This window comes from uncultured Phenylobacterium sp., from assembly GCF_902826855.1.
Taxonomy (GTDB): domain Bacteria; phylum Pseudomonadota; class Alphaproteobacteria; order Caulobacterales; family Caulobacteraceae; genus Phenylobacterium.
In genome coordinates this window covers 1-18,158 of the sequence record NZ_CADEGK010000011.1, presented here as the reverse complement: position 1 = coordinate 18,158, position 18,158 = coordinate 1, and the positions used below count along the sequence as shown (strand labels likewise).

Sequence of the window (18,158 nt, the reverse complement as noted above, 5' to 3'; positions counted from 1 at the left end):
TTCCCGCGTTCGGACCGGTCCTCGGTCGGCGTGTGGTGGTGGACCGTCGACCGCTGGATGCTGGGCATGGTGGCGGTGCTGATCGCCATCGGGGTGATGGTCTCGTTCGCGGCCAGCCCGGCGGCGGCGCTGCGGATGAACATCGGCGATCCGTTCCACTTCGCCGTGCGCCATTGCGTGTTCGCCGCCGCCTCGGCGGGGATCATGATCTGGGTGTCGATGCTGGACGTCAGGAACGTGCGGCGGGCCGCCTTCTTCATCTGGCTGGCGGCGATCGCGGTGATGATCGCGCTGCCCTTCATCGGTCACTCGGCCAAGGGCGCGGCCCGCTGGATCGAGTTCGGGGGCTTCACGTTCCAGCCTTCCGAGTACATGAAGCCGGCCCTGGTGGTGCTGATCGCCTGGATGTTCGCCGAGGGCCAGAAGGGCCAGGGCGTGCCCGGCGTCTCCATCGCTTTCGGGCTCTACGCTGTATCGGTGGGCCTGTTGCTGATCCAGCCGGACGTCGGCCAGACGGTCTTGATCACCGTGGCGTTCGGGGCGGCCTTCTGGATGGCGGGCGTCCCGATCTCCTGGGTGATGGGGTTGGGAACGGCGGCCGTCGCGGGGCTCAGTTCGACCTACTTCCTGTTCCCGCATGTGCAGAGCCGCGTCGACCGCTTCTTCTCGCCGGACAAGGCCGACACCCACCAGGTGGACGCCGCCGCCGTGGCCCAGGCGGCGGGCGGACTGTTCGGTCGCGGGCCGGGGGAGGGCGTGATGAAGCGCCACGTGCCCGACCTTCACACCGACTTCGCCGCCAGCGTGGGCGCCGAGGAGTTCGGTCTCGTCTTCCTGCTGGTGGTGATCTCGCTCTTCGCCTTCGTGGTGATCCGGGGCTTGCAAAGGGCCATGAAGCTGACCGATCCCTTCGAGCAGGTCGCGGCCGCGGCCCTGTTCGTACTGGTGGGCCAGCAGGCGATCATCAACCTGGCGGTGAACCTCAACATGATCCCGACCAAGGGCATGACCCTGCCGTTCATCAGCTACGGCGGCTCCTCCATGCTGGCCATGGGGCTGACCCTGGGTTTTGCGCTGGCGCTTACGCGCCGCCGCCCGGGCGCCTACCAGCCCGCCGAAGGCCTGGCCAAAGCCGGCGAATTCGGCTGATGCGCGCCCCCTTGTCTAAGATGGCCCATGCGTAAGATCGCCGTCGTCGCCGCCGGGGGCACCGGTGGGCATCTGTTCCCCGCCCAGGCGCTGGCCGAGGCGCTGATCGCCCGCGGCTGGGGAATCGTGCTGGCTTCGGACGAGCGGGTGGCGGGCCTGGCTCAGGACTTCCCGGCGGAACGACGCATCGGCCTGTCGGCCGCCACCTTCCGGCGCGGCGATCCCATCGGCATGGCCCGCGCCGGCTTCGCGGTGATGCGCGGCGCGCTGCAGGCCCGGGCCCTGTTCCGCGAGATCGGCCCAAACGTCGTGGTGGGCTTCGGCGGCTATCCGTCCGTGCCGGCGCTGGTGGCCGCGGTGTTGGACCGCCGTCCGACGGTGATCCATGAGCAGAACGCGGTGATGGGCCGAGCCAACCGGTTCCTGGCCCCGCACGTGAAGCAGGTGGCCTGCGCCTTCCCGACCTTGCAGAAGGCGCCGCCCAAGGTGGCCGCCTCCGCCGCGGTGGTCGGCAACCCGGTGCGGCCGCAAATCCGCGCCCTGGCCGAGGTCGCCTACGTCCCGCCGGAGCCGGATGGGCCCTTGCGGCTGCTGGTCACCGGCGGCAGCCAGGGCGCGCGGCTGCTCTCCGAACTGGTGCCCGAGGCGATCAAGGCCCTGCCCGAAGACCTTCGTAAGCGGCTGATCGTCCAGCAGCAGACCCGCAAGGAGTCCATGAACACCGCCCGGCGCGCCTACCGCGACGCTCTGGTGGACGCCGAGATCGCCCCCTTCTTCCGTGACATCGCCAGCCGCCTGCGCGACGCGCACCTGGTCATCGGCCGCTCCGGAGCCGGCAGCGTCTGCGAGTTCGCCGTGGCCGGTAAGCCGGCCATCCTGATCCCGCTCGCCATCGCGCTCGACGACGACCAGGGCCAGAACGCCAAGCTGCTGGCGGACGTCGGCGGCGCCGAGATCGCTCGCGAGGCGCAGCTTACCGTGGAGTCTCTGGCCAATGCCCTGGAGACCCTGCTCAGCAACCCCGCGCGCCTGGCGCGCATGGCCGCGGCCTCGCGCTCCGTGGCGATCCCGGACGCGGCGGAGCGGCTCGCTGATGTGGTGGAGCGGACGGCGGCCCCCTGACCGCCATCCCGTGCTAAGCGGAAGCATGGCCGAACTGGTTCGCAGGGATGGAGGCGTGGCCTTCGAGGACGGCCCGGACCGGGGGCGCATCCTGGTGTCCGGCGCGGACACCGGCGGGCGCTACTCGCTCATGGAGTACGTTGTCGCGCCCCGCCCGCCCCAGGCGGCGCCAGGGTTCGGACCGCATCTCCACGCCGAGATCGAGGAGACCTTCCTCGTACGCAGCGGCGAGCTGCAGTTCCTGCTCGGCGCAGAGGTGACCACCCTCAGCGCCGGCGACTTCATCCGCGTCCCGCCCGGAACCCGGCACGGCTACGCCAACGTCTCCACAGCGCCGGTGGAGTTGCTGATCACCTTCCACCCCGGCGGCTTCGAGCAGCTCTTCGTGAAATACCGCACCGACGGCGGCGACCCGGCAGGCGGCGAAGGCTTCCTTGCTGAAGCGACGCAACGGTTCGCATCCCGGTTCGAGTGAGCCCCCCAGGGTTCCGGCCAGCGGCGAGATGCGGTAGCACCGGGCCATGACCCGTCGTCCCGTGCCCTTCGAGATCGGCCCCGTGCACTTCATCGGCATCGGCGGCATCGGCATGAGCGGCATCGCCGAGATCATGATGCGCACCGGCTATTCGGTGCAGGGCTCCGACGCCAAGGCATCCGCCAACACCGAGCGGCTGGAGAAGCTGGGCGCCAAGATCTTCATCGGCCATGACGCCGCCCAGCTGGATGGCGCCTACGCCGTCGTCTATTCCACCGCCGTGAAGCCCGACAACCCGGAGATGGTGGCCGCGCGCGAGCGGCGCCTGCCGCTGGTGCGCCGCGCCGAAATGCTGGCCGAACTCATGCGGCTGCAGTTCTCGGTGGCGGTGGGCGGCACCCACGGCAAGACCACCACGACCTCGATGATCGCCGCCCTGCTGGACGCCGGCGGCCTGGACCCGACGGTGGTCAACGGTGGCATCATCAACGCCTACGGCGCCAATGCGAAGGTCGGGACCGGCGACTGGATCGTGGTGGAAGCCGACGAGAGCGACGGCACCTTCCTGAAGCTGAAGTCGACGTGCGCGGTGGTCACCAACATCGACCCCGAGCACCTGGATCACTACGGCGACTTCGAAGCGGTCAAGCGAGCGTTCCGCGACTTCGTGGAGAACATCCCCTTCTACGGCTTCGCCGCCGTCTGCATCGACCACCCGGAGGTCCAGGCGATGGCCTCCCGGGTCGAGAACCGCCGGCTGGTGACCTACGGGATGAACCCGCAGGCCGAGGTCCGCGCCCACAATGTGAGCATGGGCCCCGACGGCGCCCGGTTCAGCGTCATCATGCAGCCGCGCGGCGGCGGCCTCATCAGCTTCGACGACCTGCACCTGCCGATGGCGGGCGACCACAATGTGCTGAACGCGCTGGCGGCGATCGCTGTCGCCCGCGAGCTGGGTGTGTCTCCTGCGGACATCCGCAAGGGCCTCACGGAGTTCGCCGGCGTGCGCCGGCGCTTCACCACCACCGGCGTGGCGAACGGCGTGCGGGTGATCGACGACTACGGCCACCATCCGGTCGAGATCGCCTCTGTGCTGAAGGCGGCCCGCGCGGTGACCTCTGGCAAGGTAATCGCGGTGGTCCAGCCGCACCGCTACAGCCGTCTGCGCGACCTGTTCGACGACTTCTGCCACTGCTTCAACGACGCCGACGTGGTGATCGTGGCCGATGTCTACGCGGCCGGCGAGGCGCCCATCGAGGGCGCCAGCCGCGACGGGCTGATCGAGGGCCTGCGCCGCTACGGCCACCGCCGCGTGCTGGCCCTTCCCGGTCCGGGCGACCTGGCCGCCATCGTCCGCGCCGAGGCCGCGCCGGGTGATCTGGTGGTGCTGCTGGGCGCCGGTGACATCACCAGCTGGTCCTACGCCCTTCCGGGCGAGCTGGAAGCCCTGGCCCGAGCCGCGGAATGAGCTGGCGCGCCGACCTGCCGCCGGTCCGCGGCAAGCTGCTGCCCGACGAGCCGCTGGGGCCGTTCACCTGGTTCCGGGTCGGTGGCGCGGCCGACCTGCTGTTCCTGCCGGCCGACCACGAGGACCTAGCCGCTTTCCTCCACGCCCTGCCGTCCAGCGTGCCGGTCACGGTCCTGGGAGTCGGCTCCAACGTGATCGTACGCGACGGCGGCGTGGCCGGGGTGGTGATCCGGCTTGCCGGCCGCGCCTTCGCCACCGTGACCGCCGAGGGGAGGCGGATCACGGCCGGCGCCGCGGCCCTGGATTCCGCCGTCGCGCGAGCGGCGGCCAAGGCCGGGATCGGCGGGCTCGAGTTCTATGCCGGCATCCCGGGGACCATCGGGGGGGCCCTGACCATGAACGCCGGCTGCTACGGCGCGGAGACCAAGGACGTCCTGGTCTCCGCCTGGGGCTATGACCGCCGCGGCGAGCGGCGGCAGCTGGCCCGCACCGACTTCGGCTATACCTACCGCCACTCCGAGGCTCCGTCGGACATCATCTGGGTCGAGGCGACCTTTGAGGGACACGCCGACGACCCAGCCGCCGTCCAGGCGCGGATGGAGGAGATCACCCGGCGGCGCGAGACCACCCAGCCGATCCGCGAGAAAACCGGGGGCTCGACCTTCAAGAATCCTCCGGGTTATTCCTCATGGAAGCTCGTGGATGAAGCCGGTTGGCGCGGAAAGCTGTACGGTGGAGCCATGTTTTCGCCGCTGCACGCCAACTTCATGATCAACACGGGGGAGGCCACGGCGGCGGACCTAGAAGCCCTGGGAGAGGCCGTGCGTGCGGATGTGCTGACCAAGACCGGAGTCGACCTGCAGTGGGAAATCCGCAGGATCGGGACGCCCGGATGAGCGAGCCCGCCCTGATCCTAGTCCGCCATGGCCGCCCGCTGATCGACCCGGACGCGCCGCCCACCACCTGGCCGCTGTGCCCCGAAGGCCGTGACGCCGTCGCCCGGCTGGCGACGCGCATCGTCCCCTATTCGCCCGCCGCCGTTGCCTCCAGCCCCGAGCCGAAGGCCCGAGAGACCGCTGAAATCATCGCCGCCGCCCTGGGCCTCCAGGTCGAACTGGACGAGGGCCTGCACGAGCACAAGCGCCCGGCGCTCGCCTTCGGCACCGAGGAGGCCTTCCGCGCCCGCATCGCCCAGGTGTTCGCCGAGCCCAACAAGCCCGTCGCCGGCGGCGAAAGTGTCGATCAGGCCTGCGCGCGACTCGCCAAGGCGCTCGCCGAGCACCCGGCGCGGCCGCTGGTGGCGGTGACCCACGGCACCGTGCTCAGCCACTACCTCGCCCGCCGCCTCGGCCTCGACGCCCACGACCTGTGGCGCAGCCTGCACACCCCCGACGCCTTCGTCCTGGACGCCGACGGCGGCCTGATCGTGCGGTTCTCCTGAAGGCCGGCGGCTGCGCCGCCACGCCTACAGAGCACGCGCCGGGCGCTGTCATCTTGAACCGCGAACGAACAAACGCACGCGAACGCACTGTGCCTGCGGACGCTCGGCTCGCCTGGACCCCCGGCCTCCTAGCGAGAAGGCAGGAGCCTGCGGTCCTCCACCGCGCGTTCGCGCCCGTTTGCGTTCGTTCGCGGTTGAATGAAGCGGCGCTCACGCGCCCCTGACCCGCGTCGAAATTCCACGCGCCCTTGACCGGACCTGCCGCGGCGGTCCACCCGCAGGTAAGAACTCCTCCGCTACGAGTCGCTCATGGCCGCGCCCCCTCCCAGCCAGAAATTGGCCGGACAACACGTCGCCGTCCTCCTGGGCGGACTTTCTTCGGAGCGCGAGGTCAGCCTCGTCTCCGGCGCGGCCTGCGCCGACGCCCTGGAGCGGCTGGGGGCCAAGGTCTCCCGCGTCGACGCCGGACGCGACCTGGCCCAGGTGCTGAGCCGCCTGAAGCCCGACGTCTGCTTCAACGCGCTGCACGGGCGCTGGGGCGAGGACGGCTGCGTCCAGGGGGTGCTGGAAACCCTTGGCCTGCCCTACACCCACTGCGGCGTGCTGGCCTCAGCGCTGGCCATGGACAAGGCCAAGGCCAAGGCGGTGCTGGCGGCGGGCGGTGTGATCGTCCCCGGCGGCGGTCTCTTCAACCGCTTTGAGGTGGCGGCCCGCCACGTGTTGCCGCCGCCCTACGTGGTCAAGCCCAACGCGGAGGGCTCTTCGGTCGGCGTGTTCCTGGTCTTCGAGGGCGCCAACGCCCCACCGCAGGAGGTGATCGCCCCCTCCTGGACCTTCGGCGAGGAGGTCATGGTCGAGCCCTACATCCGCGGCATGGAGCTTGCGGTGGGCGTTATGGACGGCAAGGCGATGACCGTTACCGAAATCGTACCGTCCACAGGCTTCTATGATTACGAAGCCAAGTACGGGGAGGGCGGTTCCCAGCACATCGTTCCCGCGAGGATTCCCCCGGAAGTAGCGGACAAAGCGAAGAAACTGTCAGAGATGGCGCATGCCGCCCTGGGTTGCCGAGGGGTTACCAGGTCGGACCTGCGTTATGATGACGTTAACGATGTTTTGGTCCTACTGGAGGTCAACACCCAACCGGGCATGACGCCGACCTCGCTCGTACCCGAGCAGGCGGCGGCGGGTGGGGTGGATTTCGACGCACTGGTGCTTTGGATCACGGAGGACGCTTATGCCCGCGGCGCGGGGGGGATCGCGAGTTCAGGCGAAACCTCAAGTTAAGGCGCCCGCTAGGCCGGCCAAGCGCCCTGCCGCTGCGGCGTCGCGGCCGAAGCTGTCTCCCAAGCATGTGCTGATGATCGCCGGGGGCGTGCTGACCCTCGCGCTTGCGGTCGGCCTGACTACCGGCGAGCGGGGCGCGACCATCGCCCAGTCGGTCGTCTCGGGGTTCGACAACCGGCTCGGCAACGCGGGGTTCCGGGTCAAGGCGATCCACGTGGAGGGCGCCTCGGCGCTGGCCCGGCCCGACATCATCAAGGCCGCCGGGGTAGGCATCGGCCAGCCGCTGCTGGGCCTCGACCTCGTTCAGGTGCAGGGCAAAGTCGGCCGCGTGGGCTGGGTCGAGGAGGCTCGCGTGGTGCGCCTGCTCCCCGACACCCTGGTGATCACCGTCAAGGAACGCCGCCAGCTCGCCGTCTGGCAGCACGGGGGGCGCACGTTCGTCATCGACGAGCGCGGCCGGAAGATCCCGGAGGCTGATCCCGCCCGCTTCACCACCCTGCCGCTGGTGGTGGGAGCCGGCGGCGCCAAGCACGCGCCGGACATCCTGCCCACGCTCGCGCAACGGCCCAAGCTGATGGCGCGTATGGAGGCGCTGGTCCGCGTCGACGACCGCCGCTGGGACTTGCGCCTGAAGGACGGCTCGCTGATCCAGCTCCCCGCGGTCGAGCAGGAAGCGGCCCTGATGAAGCTCGAGGCGCTCGACCTGCGCTCGCACATTCTCGACCTCGGTTTCGAGCGAATCGACCTCAGAAACCCCGACGCCATGACCGTGCGCCCGCGCCCGGTCGTGGCCGCTGTCCCATCCGCACCGCCCGCCCAGAACCAGAGCCCCGCCTGATGCTTAAGACCGCCGAACGCCCCGAAGAGAAAGCCGCCGAGACGAAAAAGGCCGAGCCCCGGGCCAAGGCCGAGCCGCGAAAGGACAACCGCGACGGGCTGAAGGCGGCGCTCGCTCCGCCGAAGATCACCGCGGCGGTCGACCTGGGCGCCTCCAAGGTCGCCTGTTTCATCATGAAGCCGGAGGGCGTGCGCCGCGGCGATCGCACACTCACCACCTGCGGCGTGGGCTACGTCCAGTCGCGCGGCGTGCGCGGCGGCGCCATCGTCAACATGGACGAGGCCTCCGAAGCCATCGCCAAGGCCGTAGAGCGCGCCGAGAACGTCGCGGGCGTGAACGTCCAGGGCGTCACCATCGCCACCGCCGGAGGAGCCCTCTCGTCCAGCCGCGTGCAGGGCCGCGTCTCCATCGGCGCCCGGCCGATCGGCGACAACGACCTGGTCCGCGCCATCGGCAATGCGCTCTCGCAGATCAAGATTCCCGGCCGCCGCGCCATCCACATCCTGCCGGTCGCCTGGTCGGTGGACGGCCAGGGCGGGGTGCGCGATCCGCGCGCCATGTTCGGTCGCGCCCTGGGCGTCGAGCTGCTGGTCGTCTCGGTGGCCGAGACCGTGTTCAACACGCTGGGCGCCTGCGTCGAGCGCGCGCACCTGCAGCTGGACGGCGTCGTGGCGGCTCCGTTCGTCTCCGCGCTGGCCGCGCTGGAGGAGGACGAGCTCGACCTCGGCAGCGTCTGCATCGACATGGGCGGCGGCTCCACCTCCGCCTCGGTGTTTCGCGGCGGCAGCCTCGTCTACGTCGAGACGGTGCCGGTGGGCGGCCACCACGTGACCCAGGACATCGCCCGGGGCCTTTCGACCTCCATCGTCGGCGCCGAGCGGATCAAGACCCTGCACGGCTCGGCCATCGCCTCGGCCAACGAGGACCGCGAAATGATCGAGGCGCCGCCGCGCGGCGACGACCCCGGCGCCGGCCCGGTCATCGCGCCGCGCAGCCTGCTGAAGGGCATCATCGCCCCGCGCGTGGAGGAAACCCTCGAACTGCTGCGCGACCGCCTGAAGGCCGCCGGCGCGCCCATCGAGCCGGGCGCGGGCCTGGTGCTGACCGGCGGCGCCAGCCAGCTCGCCGGCGTGCGCGAAGTCGCCGTCCGGGTGTTCGACCGCCCGGTCCGCCTGGGCCGCCCGCGCCGCGTCCCGCACCTGGCCGACGCGGCCTCCGGCCCGGCCTTCACCGCCGCTGCCGGCATCCTCCACCGCGCCGCCTTCGGCCCGCGCGAAGCGGTCTCCACCAAGCAGCTCTCGTCCTCGAAGCTCCGCCGCGAACCCCTCGACCCCCGCGCCAACGTGATCACGAAGGCGGCGAGCTGGCTTCGGGACAACCTGTAGGTCACTCCACGTCGATGAAGACCGGATTGGCGTAGAACCGCAGGTCCGACCACGGGTCTTCCCCGGGGGGGTCCGGGTTGGGCTCCAGCTCAGTTCCGCCTGTGCCGCGCACCCGCAGGTAGGTGGCTGCGGTAACGTTGCGCAGGGTGAAGGTCATCGAGATGCGCTCGCCCTCACGGACCCAGTCGCGCGGTCCAAACCGGCGTTCGACGCGCACACTTGGGTTCCGATCGGTAGTGCGATCGGCGACCGGCCCGGTCATCTCGCCACGGATGAGGTCCACCCGGGTGACGTCGGGCCTGCGCCCCCCGAAATTGGCCCGGGCGGGATCGCGCAGGCGGATGACCACGGTCACGTCCGAGCCGCGGGGGACCCGGAGCCGCCCGCCGATCTCCGCGCGCCGGCGGCCGTCCGGCGACTGCGCGACGACGTCCAGTTCCGACACCAAGTCGCCCAGCGTCACGAACACCCGGCCGTGGCGCAGGCCGTCGAGCACGTCCTCGTACGTCCGCTCGGCCTTCACATACGTCTTGGAATACTCGCCGGGCCAGAAGTCGCTGCCGCCGTCGGTGTAGTGGCGGTGCGAATCCGAGGTCGAGGTGATCCACCAGCCCCGGCCCTCGCCAAGCATCGAGTCCCACAACCCGCCGACGATCGCCGTCATCTGATCGAAGCCGCCCAAGGTGGGCGAGTGGCGATAGGCGCCCGCGGCGCCTATCGGGGGCCAGCGTTCCGTCTGGCTTGAGGCCGCTCGCCTGATGGCCGGGCGCGCCCTCCATGCCGACGGCGACGCTCGGCGCCGTGTCGTTCCAGGCCCGCAGTTCCTGCGGTGACAGCAGCCCGTAGGCGCCGACGTCGGTCGCCGTACGCGACGGGTGGTTGGCGATCACCACTGGCGGGTCGGGCAGGTCGCGCATGTGCTTCAGCGCCTCGATCATGCGCGCCTCGGTGTTCCAGGCCGGGTCCTCTGGCCAGGGCTCGCGCCGGTTGAAGCCGCGTTCGATGCCGAAGCGCGCGGCGCGCTCGGCCGTGGTGCGCGGCACGATGACGCTGGAGTGCTCGGCGCCGGGCGTGTCCAGCTCAAGCCCGACGAAGTGGATCAGCCGCGGTGTTTGCCGGCGGGCCTTCAGGAGGTCGGGATAGGCCTTGGTGCTGTTGAGCTTGGCGTGGTTGGGGCCGCCGTGGTCCGTCGAGACCATCCAGTCCAGGCCGTGGGCTAGCGCCATCCTGGCGTTGGTGGGGATCGCGTTGCGCGAGTCGCCCGCCAACACCGGAGTTGGCGGCGCCTTACCGTCGGCCGATGGCGTCCAGCCGACGCTGAACCAGCTGTGGACGTGGTGGGCGCCCGCCAGCCAGCGGCGGCTTGTGGGCTCGACCTTGGGCGCGCCGGCCCGCGGCGCGGGTGGGTCGAAGCGGTGCGGCCCATCGTGGGCCGCCGCCCCGCCGGCGCTGAATAGACTGGCGGCGACGGCGAGGCGGGCGAGGCGCAGGGACATCACCGGCGGCAGCCTCGCCTAGAACGTGGCCCGCGCGACCAGCTGGAATACCGGGCCAGCCTTCTCGGATTCGAGCTCGTACTCGTCGTGGTCCCGGCTGATCTGGTCGCCGATCGTGTTGAACTTGTCGAACACCTCGCGCTTCTTCCCGTCGAGCAGGTTGGAGCCCGTCAGACGCACCACGAAGCGCTCGCCGAAGCGCTTCTCGACGAACAGCTCCAGGTCGGCGCCATAAGTGGTCCTGACCTCCTCGCCGACGATGCGGCCGAAGGCGGCGCCCTGCTTGCGATAGGTGGCGCCGAAGGCCGCGCCCCAGTCCGGCAGGTCCTGGATGAAGCCGACGTTGAAGACGTACTTGCTCTGGTCGTTGAAGCGCCGCGAGCCGAACGCATCGGTTACCTTGCTGTCGAGGAGGGAGTAGTTGACGAACACGCCGGTGTCCGGAGCGCCCATGAAGTCCAGCGGCGTGGAGAGGTCGACCTCGATGCCGTAGACCTCGCCATCGCCCACGTTGGCCGCGGTCAGGACAAATGACGTCAGTTCCTCGGCGGCCTCGGCGGGCGTAGCGCCGCCGTCGATGGCGTCGTCGAAGTTGTCCCGGGCCTCGTCCGAGAAGGCGCCGGTGTTCACCAGCTCCTGCAGGTCCTTCACGTCGCGATAGAAAACGTTGACGCCGAACACGCCGCGGCGGCCCAGCCGGCGTTCGAAGCCCAGGTCCACGCCCCAGGCCTTCTCCGGCTTGAGGCCCGGATTGCCCAGAAAGTCGTTGTCACCGTACTCACCCTGCAGCAGGGCCGGCGACAGGAAGTTGAAGTTGGGTCGGCGCACGGTGCGCGAGATGGAAAGGCTGATCCGGTTGGCCTCGCTCAGGGCGTAGCGCAGGTTCGCCGACGGCAGCAAGACGTTGTAGTCGTTCTTCGAGACGCGGTTGGCGGTCGCCACGGTCTCGTCGACGATCTTCGACTCCGTGGTCTCGTAGCGGACACCGGCTTCCCAGGTGAGCGGCCCGGACTTCCCCGACACCATGAGATACGGATCGATCCGCCGCTCCTCGATCGTGTTCACGCCGCCGTCGACCGGCGCGAAGGGATCGTAGGGCCCTGGGATGGGCGGTCGCGGTGCGGGCGGATCGTCGATCTCGACCTCCGTCTCGGTCTCCAGGATGTCGGTAGCGCGTTCCTTGTCGACGAACTGGACTCCGAACTCGATCCCGATGGCGTCCGACAGGTTCAGCTTGTGCTGCAGCGCCCCCGACCACTCGCGGTCCTTGATGTTGGTCTGGCTGCGCGTGCTTTCGAAGACGTCGTCGTCGGGGAAGGGCGTGTCGTCGCCGTCGTAGGTGGTCTCGTCCTCGAACTCGGACTGGTCGTCGTCCAGCACCGCGTAGCCGAGCTTGAACGTGGTCTCGCCGCCGAACAGCGGGAGTTTGTACCTGCCGTTCAGCGCGTAGTTGTCGGTGACGATGTCGAGGTCGTTGACGTTGATCGTCTCCAACTGCGCCTCGGTCTGCACGCCGGCGGCGTATTCGATGGACCGCTCGGCCTGCAGCCGGTCGGTGCGCACGAAGAAGCCCGAGAGGTCCAGGTTGCTGGCGCCGACGTCGAGGTTGTAGGCGGCGTTGAAGGAATAGTCCGTGCCATCGCGGACGTCGGTCTGAACCTCGACGTTGTCGAGCTCGCCATCGGGCTCGTCGAAACGCTGGCTGAACTTGTCCTTGGGATTGCGGCGACCTTGCACGCTGGCGCCGATCAGCATCCGGCCCGGTCCAACCTGGCCGCCCCAGACGCCGCCGGCCGTGCCTTTGAACTTGCCGTCGTCGAGCCGGATGGCGCCGGCGCGCAGGTAGCCCCCGTCCAGCGCCAGGGCGTCGCGCAGGACGATGTTGAGCGCGCCGGCCACCGCGTCCCCGCTGCGGTTGGCGGAGGAGGAGCGGACCACCTCGACCCGGTCGATCAACTCGGCGGGGATGCGGTCGACGAAGAACGAGCGGTCGAGTCCGGCGCCGGGAACCCGCTCGCCGTTGATCAGGATCTGGGTGTACCCAGGGTCGAGGCCGCGCAGGCGCGCACCGTCCGATTCGAGCACGTCGGACAGGAAGGCCACGCTGGGGACGCGCTTCAGGGCGTCGCCAGCGGTCAGCGGCTCAAAGCGCTGGAAATAGTCCAGGTCGTAGGAGAGGGTGGGGGCCGCCGCCTCGGTGCGGTTGCGGAACGCGATCTCGCCTGTAACCACCAGTTCCTCGACGGTGCGCGCGGCTTCGGCCTCGTCGGCCGCCGCGCCGCCGTCAGCGCACCAGGCCACTGTCGCGGCCAGCAGCGGCGCGAGCGAAACCACAGCGAAAAGCATCGCCTTGTTCATAGGATAAGCCCCCGTTGCCGGCCGTTGACGGAAGATCACGGCCGCGTCTATTCGAGGCAGCACTTAATTTCCGGGCCGATTTGGAGCCAGTGATGTTTGGACGGCAAATTCGTGACGGTTCTGCGTCGGTACTGATTGCAGCGTTACTTGCAAGTTCTTGCTCTACACTTGGACCCGAGGACGTCTCGGACTCGGGCGGGATGGCCGTGGGCGTCGGCGCGCCGGTCCCTGCCGCTGCGGAGACGCCGTCGGTAGGCACCCTGGCCCGGGATGCCGCCGACGACCCGGAGATCTGGGTCGATCCCACGAACCGCAGCCGCGGCGTGATCCTCGGCACCGACAAGCAGGCTGGGCTCTACGTCTACGACCTGGCCGGCCGGCTGCTGCAGTACCTCGCCGGCGGCAAGCCCAACAACGTCGATCTGCGCGACGGCTTTCCGACGCCCGCGGGCGAGCGGGTGCTGGTGGCGGCTTCCGACCGGGGACGGCCGGGAGCCGGAGCCGCGCTGTTCCTGCTGGACCCCGCCACCCTGAAGCTGAGCCTGTGGGGCGCGGTCCCCGTCGACCTGGCGGAGCCCTATGGCCTGTGCTTGGCTAGGCGGGGCGAGGCCTTCCTCATGATCGTCAACGGCACGGACGGCCAGGTGCGCCAGCTACGCGTGGCGGTGGGCGCCGATGGCAAGCCGCAGCTCACCGAGGAGCGCCGGTTCGCCGTGGCCACCCAGCCCGAAGGCTGCGTCGCCGACGATTCCGCCGGCCGGCTCTACCTGGGCGAGGAGGGGCGGGGGGTCTGGCGCTTCGACCTGGGGACCGGCCCTGCGGCGGGGCGGCTGATCGCCGAGGCGCCGTCGGCCATGCTGAAACCCGACGTGGAGGGGCTGACCCTGCTCCGCGAAGGGACGGTCACCTACCTGATCGCCTCCAGCCAGGGCGATTCGGCCTTCGCGGTGTGGAACGTGGAAGGCGCTGAGCCCCACTATCGCGGCCGCTTCAGCGTCATGGCTGCGGGCGGCGTCGACGCAGTAACAGGAACCGACGGCGTCGCGGCGATGGGCGGGGCCGTGGGGGCGTATCGGGAGGGGCTGGTGGTCGTTCAGGACGACGTCGACCAGGGCGCCACGGGCGGTCGCCAGAACTTCAAGCTCGTCGACTGGCGCGAAGTCCGACGCGCCCTCGGCCTCTGAGCGGCGGCGCCGCTACTCCGGCGGCTCGCGGCGGGCTTCGCGGTACCAGGCGAGCTGTTCGCTGGTGGCCAGCAGCTTGCCGTCGCGCCGCCAGTAGCTGGAGCGTTCGTCCGAGGCGCCGCCGCCGCCCACGCGGCCCTCGCACTCCACCAGGATGAAGTCGTCACCGACCTCGGCGATCTCCTCGACCGTCCCGTGCAGGTAGACGGTGAGCGACAGCGTCGTCGTCATTGCCGAGGGGCCCAGGGCGTAGAAGGCGCGCGGCGCGGAGTTGTCGGTGATCATCCCCAGGATGGCCTTGTCCAGCGGTCCGCGCCGCGAGCGCACCCAGGCCAGGCTGCGGGAATCGCCGCCGGCCTTCGGCGGGAAGCCCTCGCTCGAGCGTCGTTCCAGCGCGGAGGCTCCGAAATGCTGCGGGGCGCCGGCGAACACCGGGCTGGGCAGGCTCTCGGGGGCGGGGGCCTGCGGCATCGCGGCGAAGGCGAACGGCCGCGTCGGCGGTCGCCGGGCCATGGTGACGATGGCGTGCACGCCCACTTCGGCCGAGCCGGCGGGCGCCACCTCAACCTCCCAGACCCCGATCGAGCCGCCCTGGCGCAGCCTGCGCGTGCGGATATCGAGTACGCCGGAGGGCAGGGCGGCCGCGTAGGTCAGCGTCAGGGACAGCGCCTCGCCCACCGCGTCCGGCTCGGCCTCCATCACCCGCACGCAGAGCCCGATAGCGTAGCCGCCCCACAGCCCGCCGCCCGGGTTGCGCCATTCCTCGCCGGCCACCGTGGTCCACCGCCCGGGCCCGGCAGGGGTCAGCGCCATCGAAAGGGTCTCAGTCTCGCTCATGACGCCCCTTTACCCGCCCACCGCGGCGTCACGAAAGCCCGCGGTGACGCTTTGCCGCGCGGCCGACTTTCCGCTCATATGCGTTCGCCGGCGCGAAGACGCCGCGTGAGGAGGCAGCCATGACCTATGCGGGCGAGCGGGTGATCTTCGACGCCGACAGCCACCTGATGGAGCTGCCGGACTTCCTCACCGCCCATGCCGACCCCGCGATGCGCGACCGGATGCCGCCGATGGGCTCGCTGGCTACGGGGCAGTTCAACCCCGCCGCCCACATCGGCAAGGCCGGCCACGACGCGGCGACGGTGGAGCGCCTGATGGCCCTGGGCGACCAGATCACCCACGGCCCCAAGTGGCACGACGCCCTGGGCTCGTTCTCCGGGACGGAGCGCGCCGCCGCGCTCGACCTCCTGGGCTTCCGCCGGCAGGTGGTGTTCTCGTCCTTCTGCGCGCGGCCGATCTTCGAGGCGTCGCCGGACGTCGCCTACGCGGCGGCCCGCGCCCACAACCGCGCCATGGCCGCGTTCTGCAACGGCGACCGGCGGCTGATCGGCGTGGCCATGGTCCCGCTGGACGACCCCGAACAGGCGATGGCCGAGATCGCCTATGCGCATAGCCTGGGCCTCGGCGCCGTCTGGATCGCCGCCAGCGCGCCCGGCGGCCGCTCGCCGGGGCACGCCGACCACGAGCCGATCTGGGCGATGCTGGCCGAGCGGCGCCTGCCCTTCATCCTGCATGTCGGCTCCGCACCGCTCAGCATCGAGCCGGCCTGGATGAACGATGGCCGGGACCGGCCGTCGGCCCGCGGGGGCGCCGAGGTGATCGGCTCCAAGGACCTCACGGTGATCCACCACGCCGCCGTGCGGTTCATCTCGACCCTGGTGCTGGACGGGGTGCTGGAGCGCCACCCGAGCCTGCGCGGCGGCATCATCGAGCTGGGCGCCGGCTGGGTCCCCGACATGATCCGCCGCCTGGACCACGCTGCGAGCATCTGGGCAAAGTCGGAGCCACACCTGGCCGAGATGTCCCGCCCGCCCTCCGAGCAGATCCGCGCCCAGCTGCGCTTCACCCCCTATCCCTTCGAAGACGTCGCCGCCTTCGTCCGCGAGAGCGCGCCGGAGCTCTACCTGTTCTCCTCCGACTACCCCCACGCCGAGGGCGGCCGCGACCCCATCGGGCGCTTCGAACGTTCCCTGGCCGGCGCCGACGAGGCGGTGAAGCGCCGCTTCTACGCCGACAACTTCGCCGACCTCTATCCGGGCGCGTGACGGCCTGGCGCCTCGCACGGCCGGCGACTCCGACAGGAAATCCCGCATGAGCGAACTGACCATCTGGACCCTGGACTGGGCGCCTGAGGGCCCTCGCGGGCTGGTGCGCGATCTGCGCCTGCGGTGGGCGTGTGAGGAAGCCGGTCTGCCCTACGCCGTGCGGACGGTGCCCTTCGACGATCGCGCGACCAACCACCTCAGCCGCCAGCCCTTCGGCCAGGTTCCCTTCCTGGACGACGGCGACCTGAAGATCTTCGAGAGCGGCGCCGGGCTCCTGCACCTGGCGCGCAAGAGCGACCGCCTGATGCCCCGCGATCCGGCCGCCGAGGCCGAGACGCTGCAATGGACCATCGCCGCGCTCAACTCGATCGAGATGGTCACCGTGCCGTGGTGGTTCCTCAGCATCTCCGGCGCGGCGGACAACGCGCTCACCGGCTGGATGGAGCAGCGCCTCGGCCACCTCGAGCAGGTTCTGGCCGAACGCGAATGGCTGGCCGCCGGCCGCTTCACCGTCGCCGACCTGCTGATGGCCGATGTCCTGCGGGTCCCCCTGGTCCGCGCCTTCGGCGACCGCCCCGCCACCGAAGCCTACGTCGCCCGCGCCACCGCCCGCCCCGCATTCAGCAAGGCCCACGCCGATCAGATGCGTCTCTTCGAGGCGGCTGACGAAGAGAGAGCAGGGGCGGGGCCCGCCTGACACACGATGGAGAAGGTCCTATGCGTCTGCCTCGGCGAGATCAGCCGAGCCCGATGATGCAGGCGGTGCTGCATCAGCACCGCGGCGACGCGTTCCAGGTCGAAAGCGCTGGTGTGAGCCAGGGGGTTGGCCGGCCGTCCCGCCAATCACCGCTCCGTCACGTGCTTGAAGGAACGCGGCATCGACCCGAGTGGCCATCTCAGCCGCTGGATCGGAGACCTGGATCTCGACCAGGCCGCTCGCCGGTTGCGCGGGTCAGAGCGACTCCAACGGCCAGACTTCGACGACGCCATGCGCGACGGCGCATGGGACGCGCGAGACCTTTTCGATCGCGGCGGCGAGGTTGTCGGCTTCGATGATGGCGAATCCGGCGACGGGGAGGCCGGACGACATGAACGGTCCATCGCGGGTTTCGACACCGCGAGCGTCCGGATTGCGAACCTGCACCGGCGCGCCGGCGATGCCGACAACGGCGCCCTCGAACCGCAACTTGGCGTCTTGCTCGTGAGCGGCGTCCTTAACGGCCTGCGGGGTGCGGTCGTAGCCCGCCCGGTCGCCATAGCCGATGGTGAGAAACGTGGGCATGATCCGGTCTCTCAAGCCGCTTGCATCTTGCAATCTATCTGAGATTGATCAACCGACCCCGTAATGCAAGCGGTTTCTCCTGGCGTCGATACGCGCAGGGCCGTGAGTCAGGGCGCCGCGGCGTTACTGTTGATTCGCGGCGTTTCTCTTGCGGCCAAGCTGGAAAATCCTTTCCGGCAAAGCTCGACGCCCTTCCGACTCAGAGTATGCGGTTAACTCTCGATTAACGGTGTCGGCGCGTACTTAACGCATCGTTACCAGGGTGCTTCGGGCCGGGGGTGGCCCGGCGCTGAACCGCAGACATCTGGGAAGAGGACAGGACGTCCATGACCATCTCGCTCTCCGCGCCGAAAGCCACGGAACTCAAGCCACGCATTGTCGTGTTCGGCATCGGCGGGGCCGGCGGCAACGCGGGCAACAACATGATCGACGCGGGTCTCGAGGGCGTCGAGTTCGTGGTCGGCAACACCGACGCCCAGCAACTCCAGTTCGCCAAAACCCAGCGCCCCATCCAACCCGGCGTGCAGGTGACGCAAGGGCTCGGCGCCGGCGCCCACCCCGAGGTCGGCAT

The 18,158-nt window shown here is 70.1% G+C and carries 17 protein-coding genes and 1 pseudogene; 14 read left to right on the top strand and 4 right to left on the bottom strand.

Annotated elements, in window-relative coordinates; genetic code table 11:
• The 9 genes from QZV94_RS03135 to ftsA form a co-directional block, all read left to right on the top strand.
• Positions 1-1,149: putative peptidoglycan glycosyltransferase FtsW (locus tag QZV94_RS03135; protein ID WP_293676346.1), on the top strand; the 1,149-nt coding region annotated here is incomplete at its 5' end.
• Between the two features lie 27 nt (positions 1,150-1,176).
• Positions 1,177-2,271 (top strand): undecaprenyldiphospho-muramoylpentapeptide beta-N-acetylglucosaminyltransferase, encoded by a 1,095-nt coding sequence (murG, locus tag QZV94_RS03130; protein WP_293676345.1) that lies wholly within the window; start codon positions 1,177-1,179, stop codon positions 2,269-2,271.
• 25 nt (positions 2,272-2,296) lie between these two features.
• Positions 2,297-2,746, top strand: coding sequence for a cupin domain-containing protein (locus QZV94_RS03125; protein WP_293676344.1), 450 nt, complete (start codon positions 2,297-2,299; stop codon positions 2,744-2,746).
• A 46-nt stretch (positions 2,747-2,792) separates the two neighbouring features.
• Complete coding sequence (gene murC / locus QZV94_RS03120) at positions 2,793-4,214, top strand: UDP-N-acetylmuramate--L-alanine ligase (protein ID WP_293676343.1); 1,422 nt, start codon at positions 2,793-2,795, stop codon at positions 4,212-4,214.
• Positions 4,211-5,110 (top strand): UDP-N-acetylmuramate dehydrogenase, encoded by a 900-nt coding sequence (gene murB, locus QZV94_RS03115; RefSeq protein WP_293676342.1) that lies wholly within the window; start codon positions 4,211-4,213, stop codon positions 5,108-5,110. Before murC ends, murB begins: the two co-directional genes overlap by 4 nt.
• Positions 5,107-5,655: a histidine phosphatase family protein gene (locus tag QZV94_RS03110; RefSeq protein WP_293676341.1), complete on the top strand. Its 549-nt coding sequence runs from the start codon at positions 5,107-5,109 to the stop codon at positions 5,653-5,655. The genes murB and QZV94_RS03110 overlap by 4 nt, the downstream gene beginning before the upstream one ends.
• A 309-nt stretch (positions 5,656-5,964) precedes the next feature.
• Positions 5,965-6,942, top strand: a complete 978-nt coding sequence (locus QZV94_RS03105; RefSeq protein ID WP_293676340.1) for a D-alanine--D-alanine ligase — start codon at positions 5,965-5,967, stop codon at positions 6,940-6,942.
• Between the two features lie 73 nt (positions 6,943-7,015).
• Positions 7,016-7,780, top strand: coding sequence for a cell division protein FtsQ/DivIB (locus QZV94_RS03100; RefSeq protein ID WP_367253828.1), 765 nt, complete (start codon positions 7,016-7,018; stop codon positions 7,778-7,780).
• The gene (gene ftsA / locus QZV94_RS03095) at positions 7,780-9,165 is read left to right on the top strand and encodes a cell division protein FtsA (protein ID WP_293676338.1); all 1,386 of its coding nucleotides are present in this window, start codon (positions 7,780-7,782) and stop codon (positions 9,163-9,165) included. The genes QZV94_RS03100 and ftsA overlap by 1 nt, the downstream gene beginning before the upstream one ends.
• A gap of 1 nt (position 9,166) precedes the next feature.
• On the opposite strand, the gene QZV94_RS03090 is transcribed toward ftsA, so the two are convergent.
• Positions 9,167-9,847, bottom strand: coding sequence for a hypothetical protein (locus QZV94_RS03090; protein ID WP_293676337.1), 681 nt, complete (start codon positions 9,845-9,847; stop codon positions 9,167-9,169).
• A 464-nt stretch (positions 9,848-10,311) separates the two neighbouring features.
• Here QZV94_RS03090 and QZV94_RS03085 point away from each other — a divergent pair, with 464 nt between their 5' ends.
• Complete coding sequence (locus tag QZV94_RS03085; protein ID WP_293676336.1) at positions 10,312-10,683, top strand: hypothetical protein; 372 nt, start codon at positions 10,312-10,314, stop codon at positions 10,681-10,683.
• On the opposite strand, the gene QZV94_RS03080 is transcribed toward QZV94_RS03085, so the two are convergent.
• Positions 10,680-13,019: a TonB-dependent siderophore receptor gene (locus QZV94_RS03080; protein WP_293676335.1), complete on the bottom strand. Its 2,340-nt coding sequence runs from the start codon at positions 13,017-13,019 to the stop codon at positions 10,680-10,682. The two genes, QZV94_RS03085 and QZV94_RS03080, sit on opposite strands and share 4 nt — an antisense overlap.
• Before the next feature lie 92 nt (positions 13,020-13,111).
• Between QZV94_RS03080 and QZV94_RS03075 the strand changes: the two genes are divergently transcribed.
• The gene (locus QZV94_RS03075) at positions 13,112-14,203 is read left to right on the top strand and encodes a phytase (protein WP_293676334.1); all 1,092 of its coding nucleotides are present in this window, start codon (positions 13,112-13,114) and stop codon (positions 14,201-14,203) included.
• A 12-nt stretch (positions 14,204-14,215) separates the two neighbouring features.
• On the opposite strand, the gene QZV94_RS03070 is transcribed toward QZV94_RS03075, so the two are convergent.
• On the bottom strand, positions 14,216-15,040 hold the full coding sequence (locus QZV94_RS03070) for a thioesterase family protein (protein ID WP_293676333.1): 825 nt from the start codon (positions 15,038-15,040) through the stop codon (positions 14,216-14,218).
• A gap of 119 nt (positions 15,041-15,159) precedes the next feature.
• Between QZV94_RS03070 and QZV94_RS03065 the strand changes: the two genes are divergently transcribed.
• Together QZV94_RS03065 and QZV94_RS03060 are read left to right on the top strand one after the other, a co-directional pair.
• Positions 15,160-16,305, top strand: coding sequence for an amidohydrolase family protein (locus QZV94_RS03065; RefSeq protein ID WP_293676332.1), 1,146 nt, complete (start codon positions 15,160-15,162; stop codon positions 16,303-16,305).
• Positions 16,306-16,351: 46 nt separating this feature from the next.
• Positions 16,352-17,002, top strand: coding sequence for a glutathione S-transferase family protein (locus tag QZV94_RS03060; protein WP_293676331.1), 651 nt, complete (start codon positions 16,352-16,354; stop codon positions 17,000-17,002).
• A 255-nt stretch (positions 17,003-17,257) separates the two neighbouring features.
• Here the strand turns inward: QZV94_RS03060 and QZV94_RS03055 are convergent, their stop codons facing one another.
• Positions 17,258-17,587: a transcription initiation protein gene (locus QZV94_RS03055; protein WP_293676330.1), complete on the bottom strand. Its 330-nt coding sequence runs from the start codon at positions 17,585-17,587 to the stop codon at positions 17,258-17,260.
• A gap of 326 nt (positions 17,588-17,913) precedes the next feature.
• Here QZV94_RS03055 and QZV94_RS03050 point away from each other — a divergent pair.
• Positions 17,914-18,158 (top strand): annotated as a pseudogene (locus QZV94_RS03050) (cell division protein FtsZ); the annotation flags it as partial.

What these genes read in the sequence shown, in the direction of transcription:
- QZV94_RS03105 (WP_293676340.1), top strand. Translation starts at nt 5,965, where the DNA reads ATGGCCGCGCCCCCTCCCAGCCAGAAATTGGCCGGACAACACGTCGCC.
- QZV94_RS03055 (WP_293676330.1), bottom strand. Translation starts at nt 17,587, where the DNA reads ATGCCCACGTTTCTCACCATCGGCTATGGCGACCGGGCGGGCTACGAC.
- QZV94_RS03080 (WP_293676335.1), bottom strand. Translation starts at nt 13,019, where the DNA reads ATGAACAAGGCGATGCTTTTCGCTGTGGTTTCGCTCGCGCCGCTGCTG.
- QZV94_RS03065 (WP_293676332.1), top strand. Translation starts at nt 15,160, where the DNA reads ATGACCTATGCGGGCGAGCGGGTGATCTTCGACGCCGACAGCCACCTG.
- ftsA (WP_293676338.1), top strand. Translation starts at nt 7,780, where the DNA reads ATGCTTAAGACCGCCGAACGCCCCGAAGAGAAAGCCGCCGAGACGAAA.
- QZV94_RS03070 (WP_293676333.1), bottom strand. Translation starts at nt 15,040, where the DNA reads ATGAGCGAGACTGAGACCCTTTCGATGGCGCTGACCCCTGCCGGGCCC.
- QZV94_RS03075 (WP_293676334.1), top strand. Translation starts at nt 13,112, where the DNA reads ATGTTTGGACGGCAAATTCGTGACGGTTCTGCGTCGGTACTGATTGCA.
- QZV94_RS03100 (WP_367253828.1), top strand. Translation starts at nt 7,016, where the DNA reads ATGATCGCCGGGGGCGTGCTGACCCTCGCGCTTGCGGTCGGCCTGACT.
- QZV94_RS03060 (WP_293676331.1), top strand. Translation starts at nt 16,352, where the DNA reads ATGAGCGAACTGACCATCTGGACCCTGGACTGGGCGCCTGAGGGCCCT.
- murC (WP_293676343.1), top strand. Translation starts at nt 2,793, where the DNA reads ATGACCCGTCGTCCCGTGCCCTTCGAGATCGGCCCCGTGCACTTCATC.
- murB (WP_293676342.1), top strand. Translation starts at nt 4,211, where the DNA reads ATGAGCTGGCGCGCCGACCTGCCGCCGGTCCGCGGCAAGCTGCTGCCC.
- murG (WP_293676345.1), top strand. Translation starts at nt 1,177, where the DNA reads ATGCGTAAGATCGCCGTCGTCGCCGCCGGGGGCACCGGTGGGCATCTG.
- QZV94_RS03125 (WP_293676344.1), top strand. Translation starts at nt 2,297, where the DNA reads ATGGCCGAACTGGTTCGCAGGGATGGAGGCGTGGCCTTCGAGGACGGC.
- QZV94_RS03110 (WP_293676341.1), top strand. Translation starts at nt 5,107, where the DNA reads ATGAGCGAGCCCGCCCTGATCCTAGTCCGCCATGGCCGCCCGCTGATC.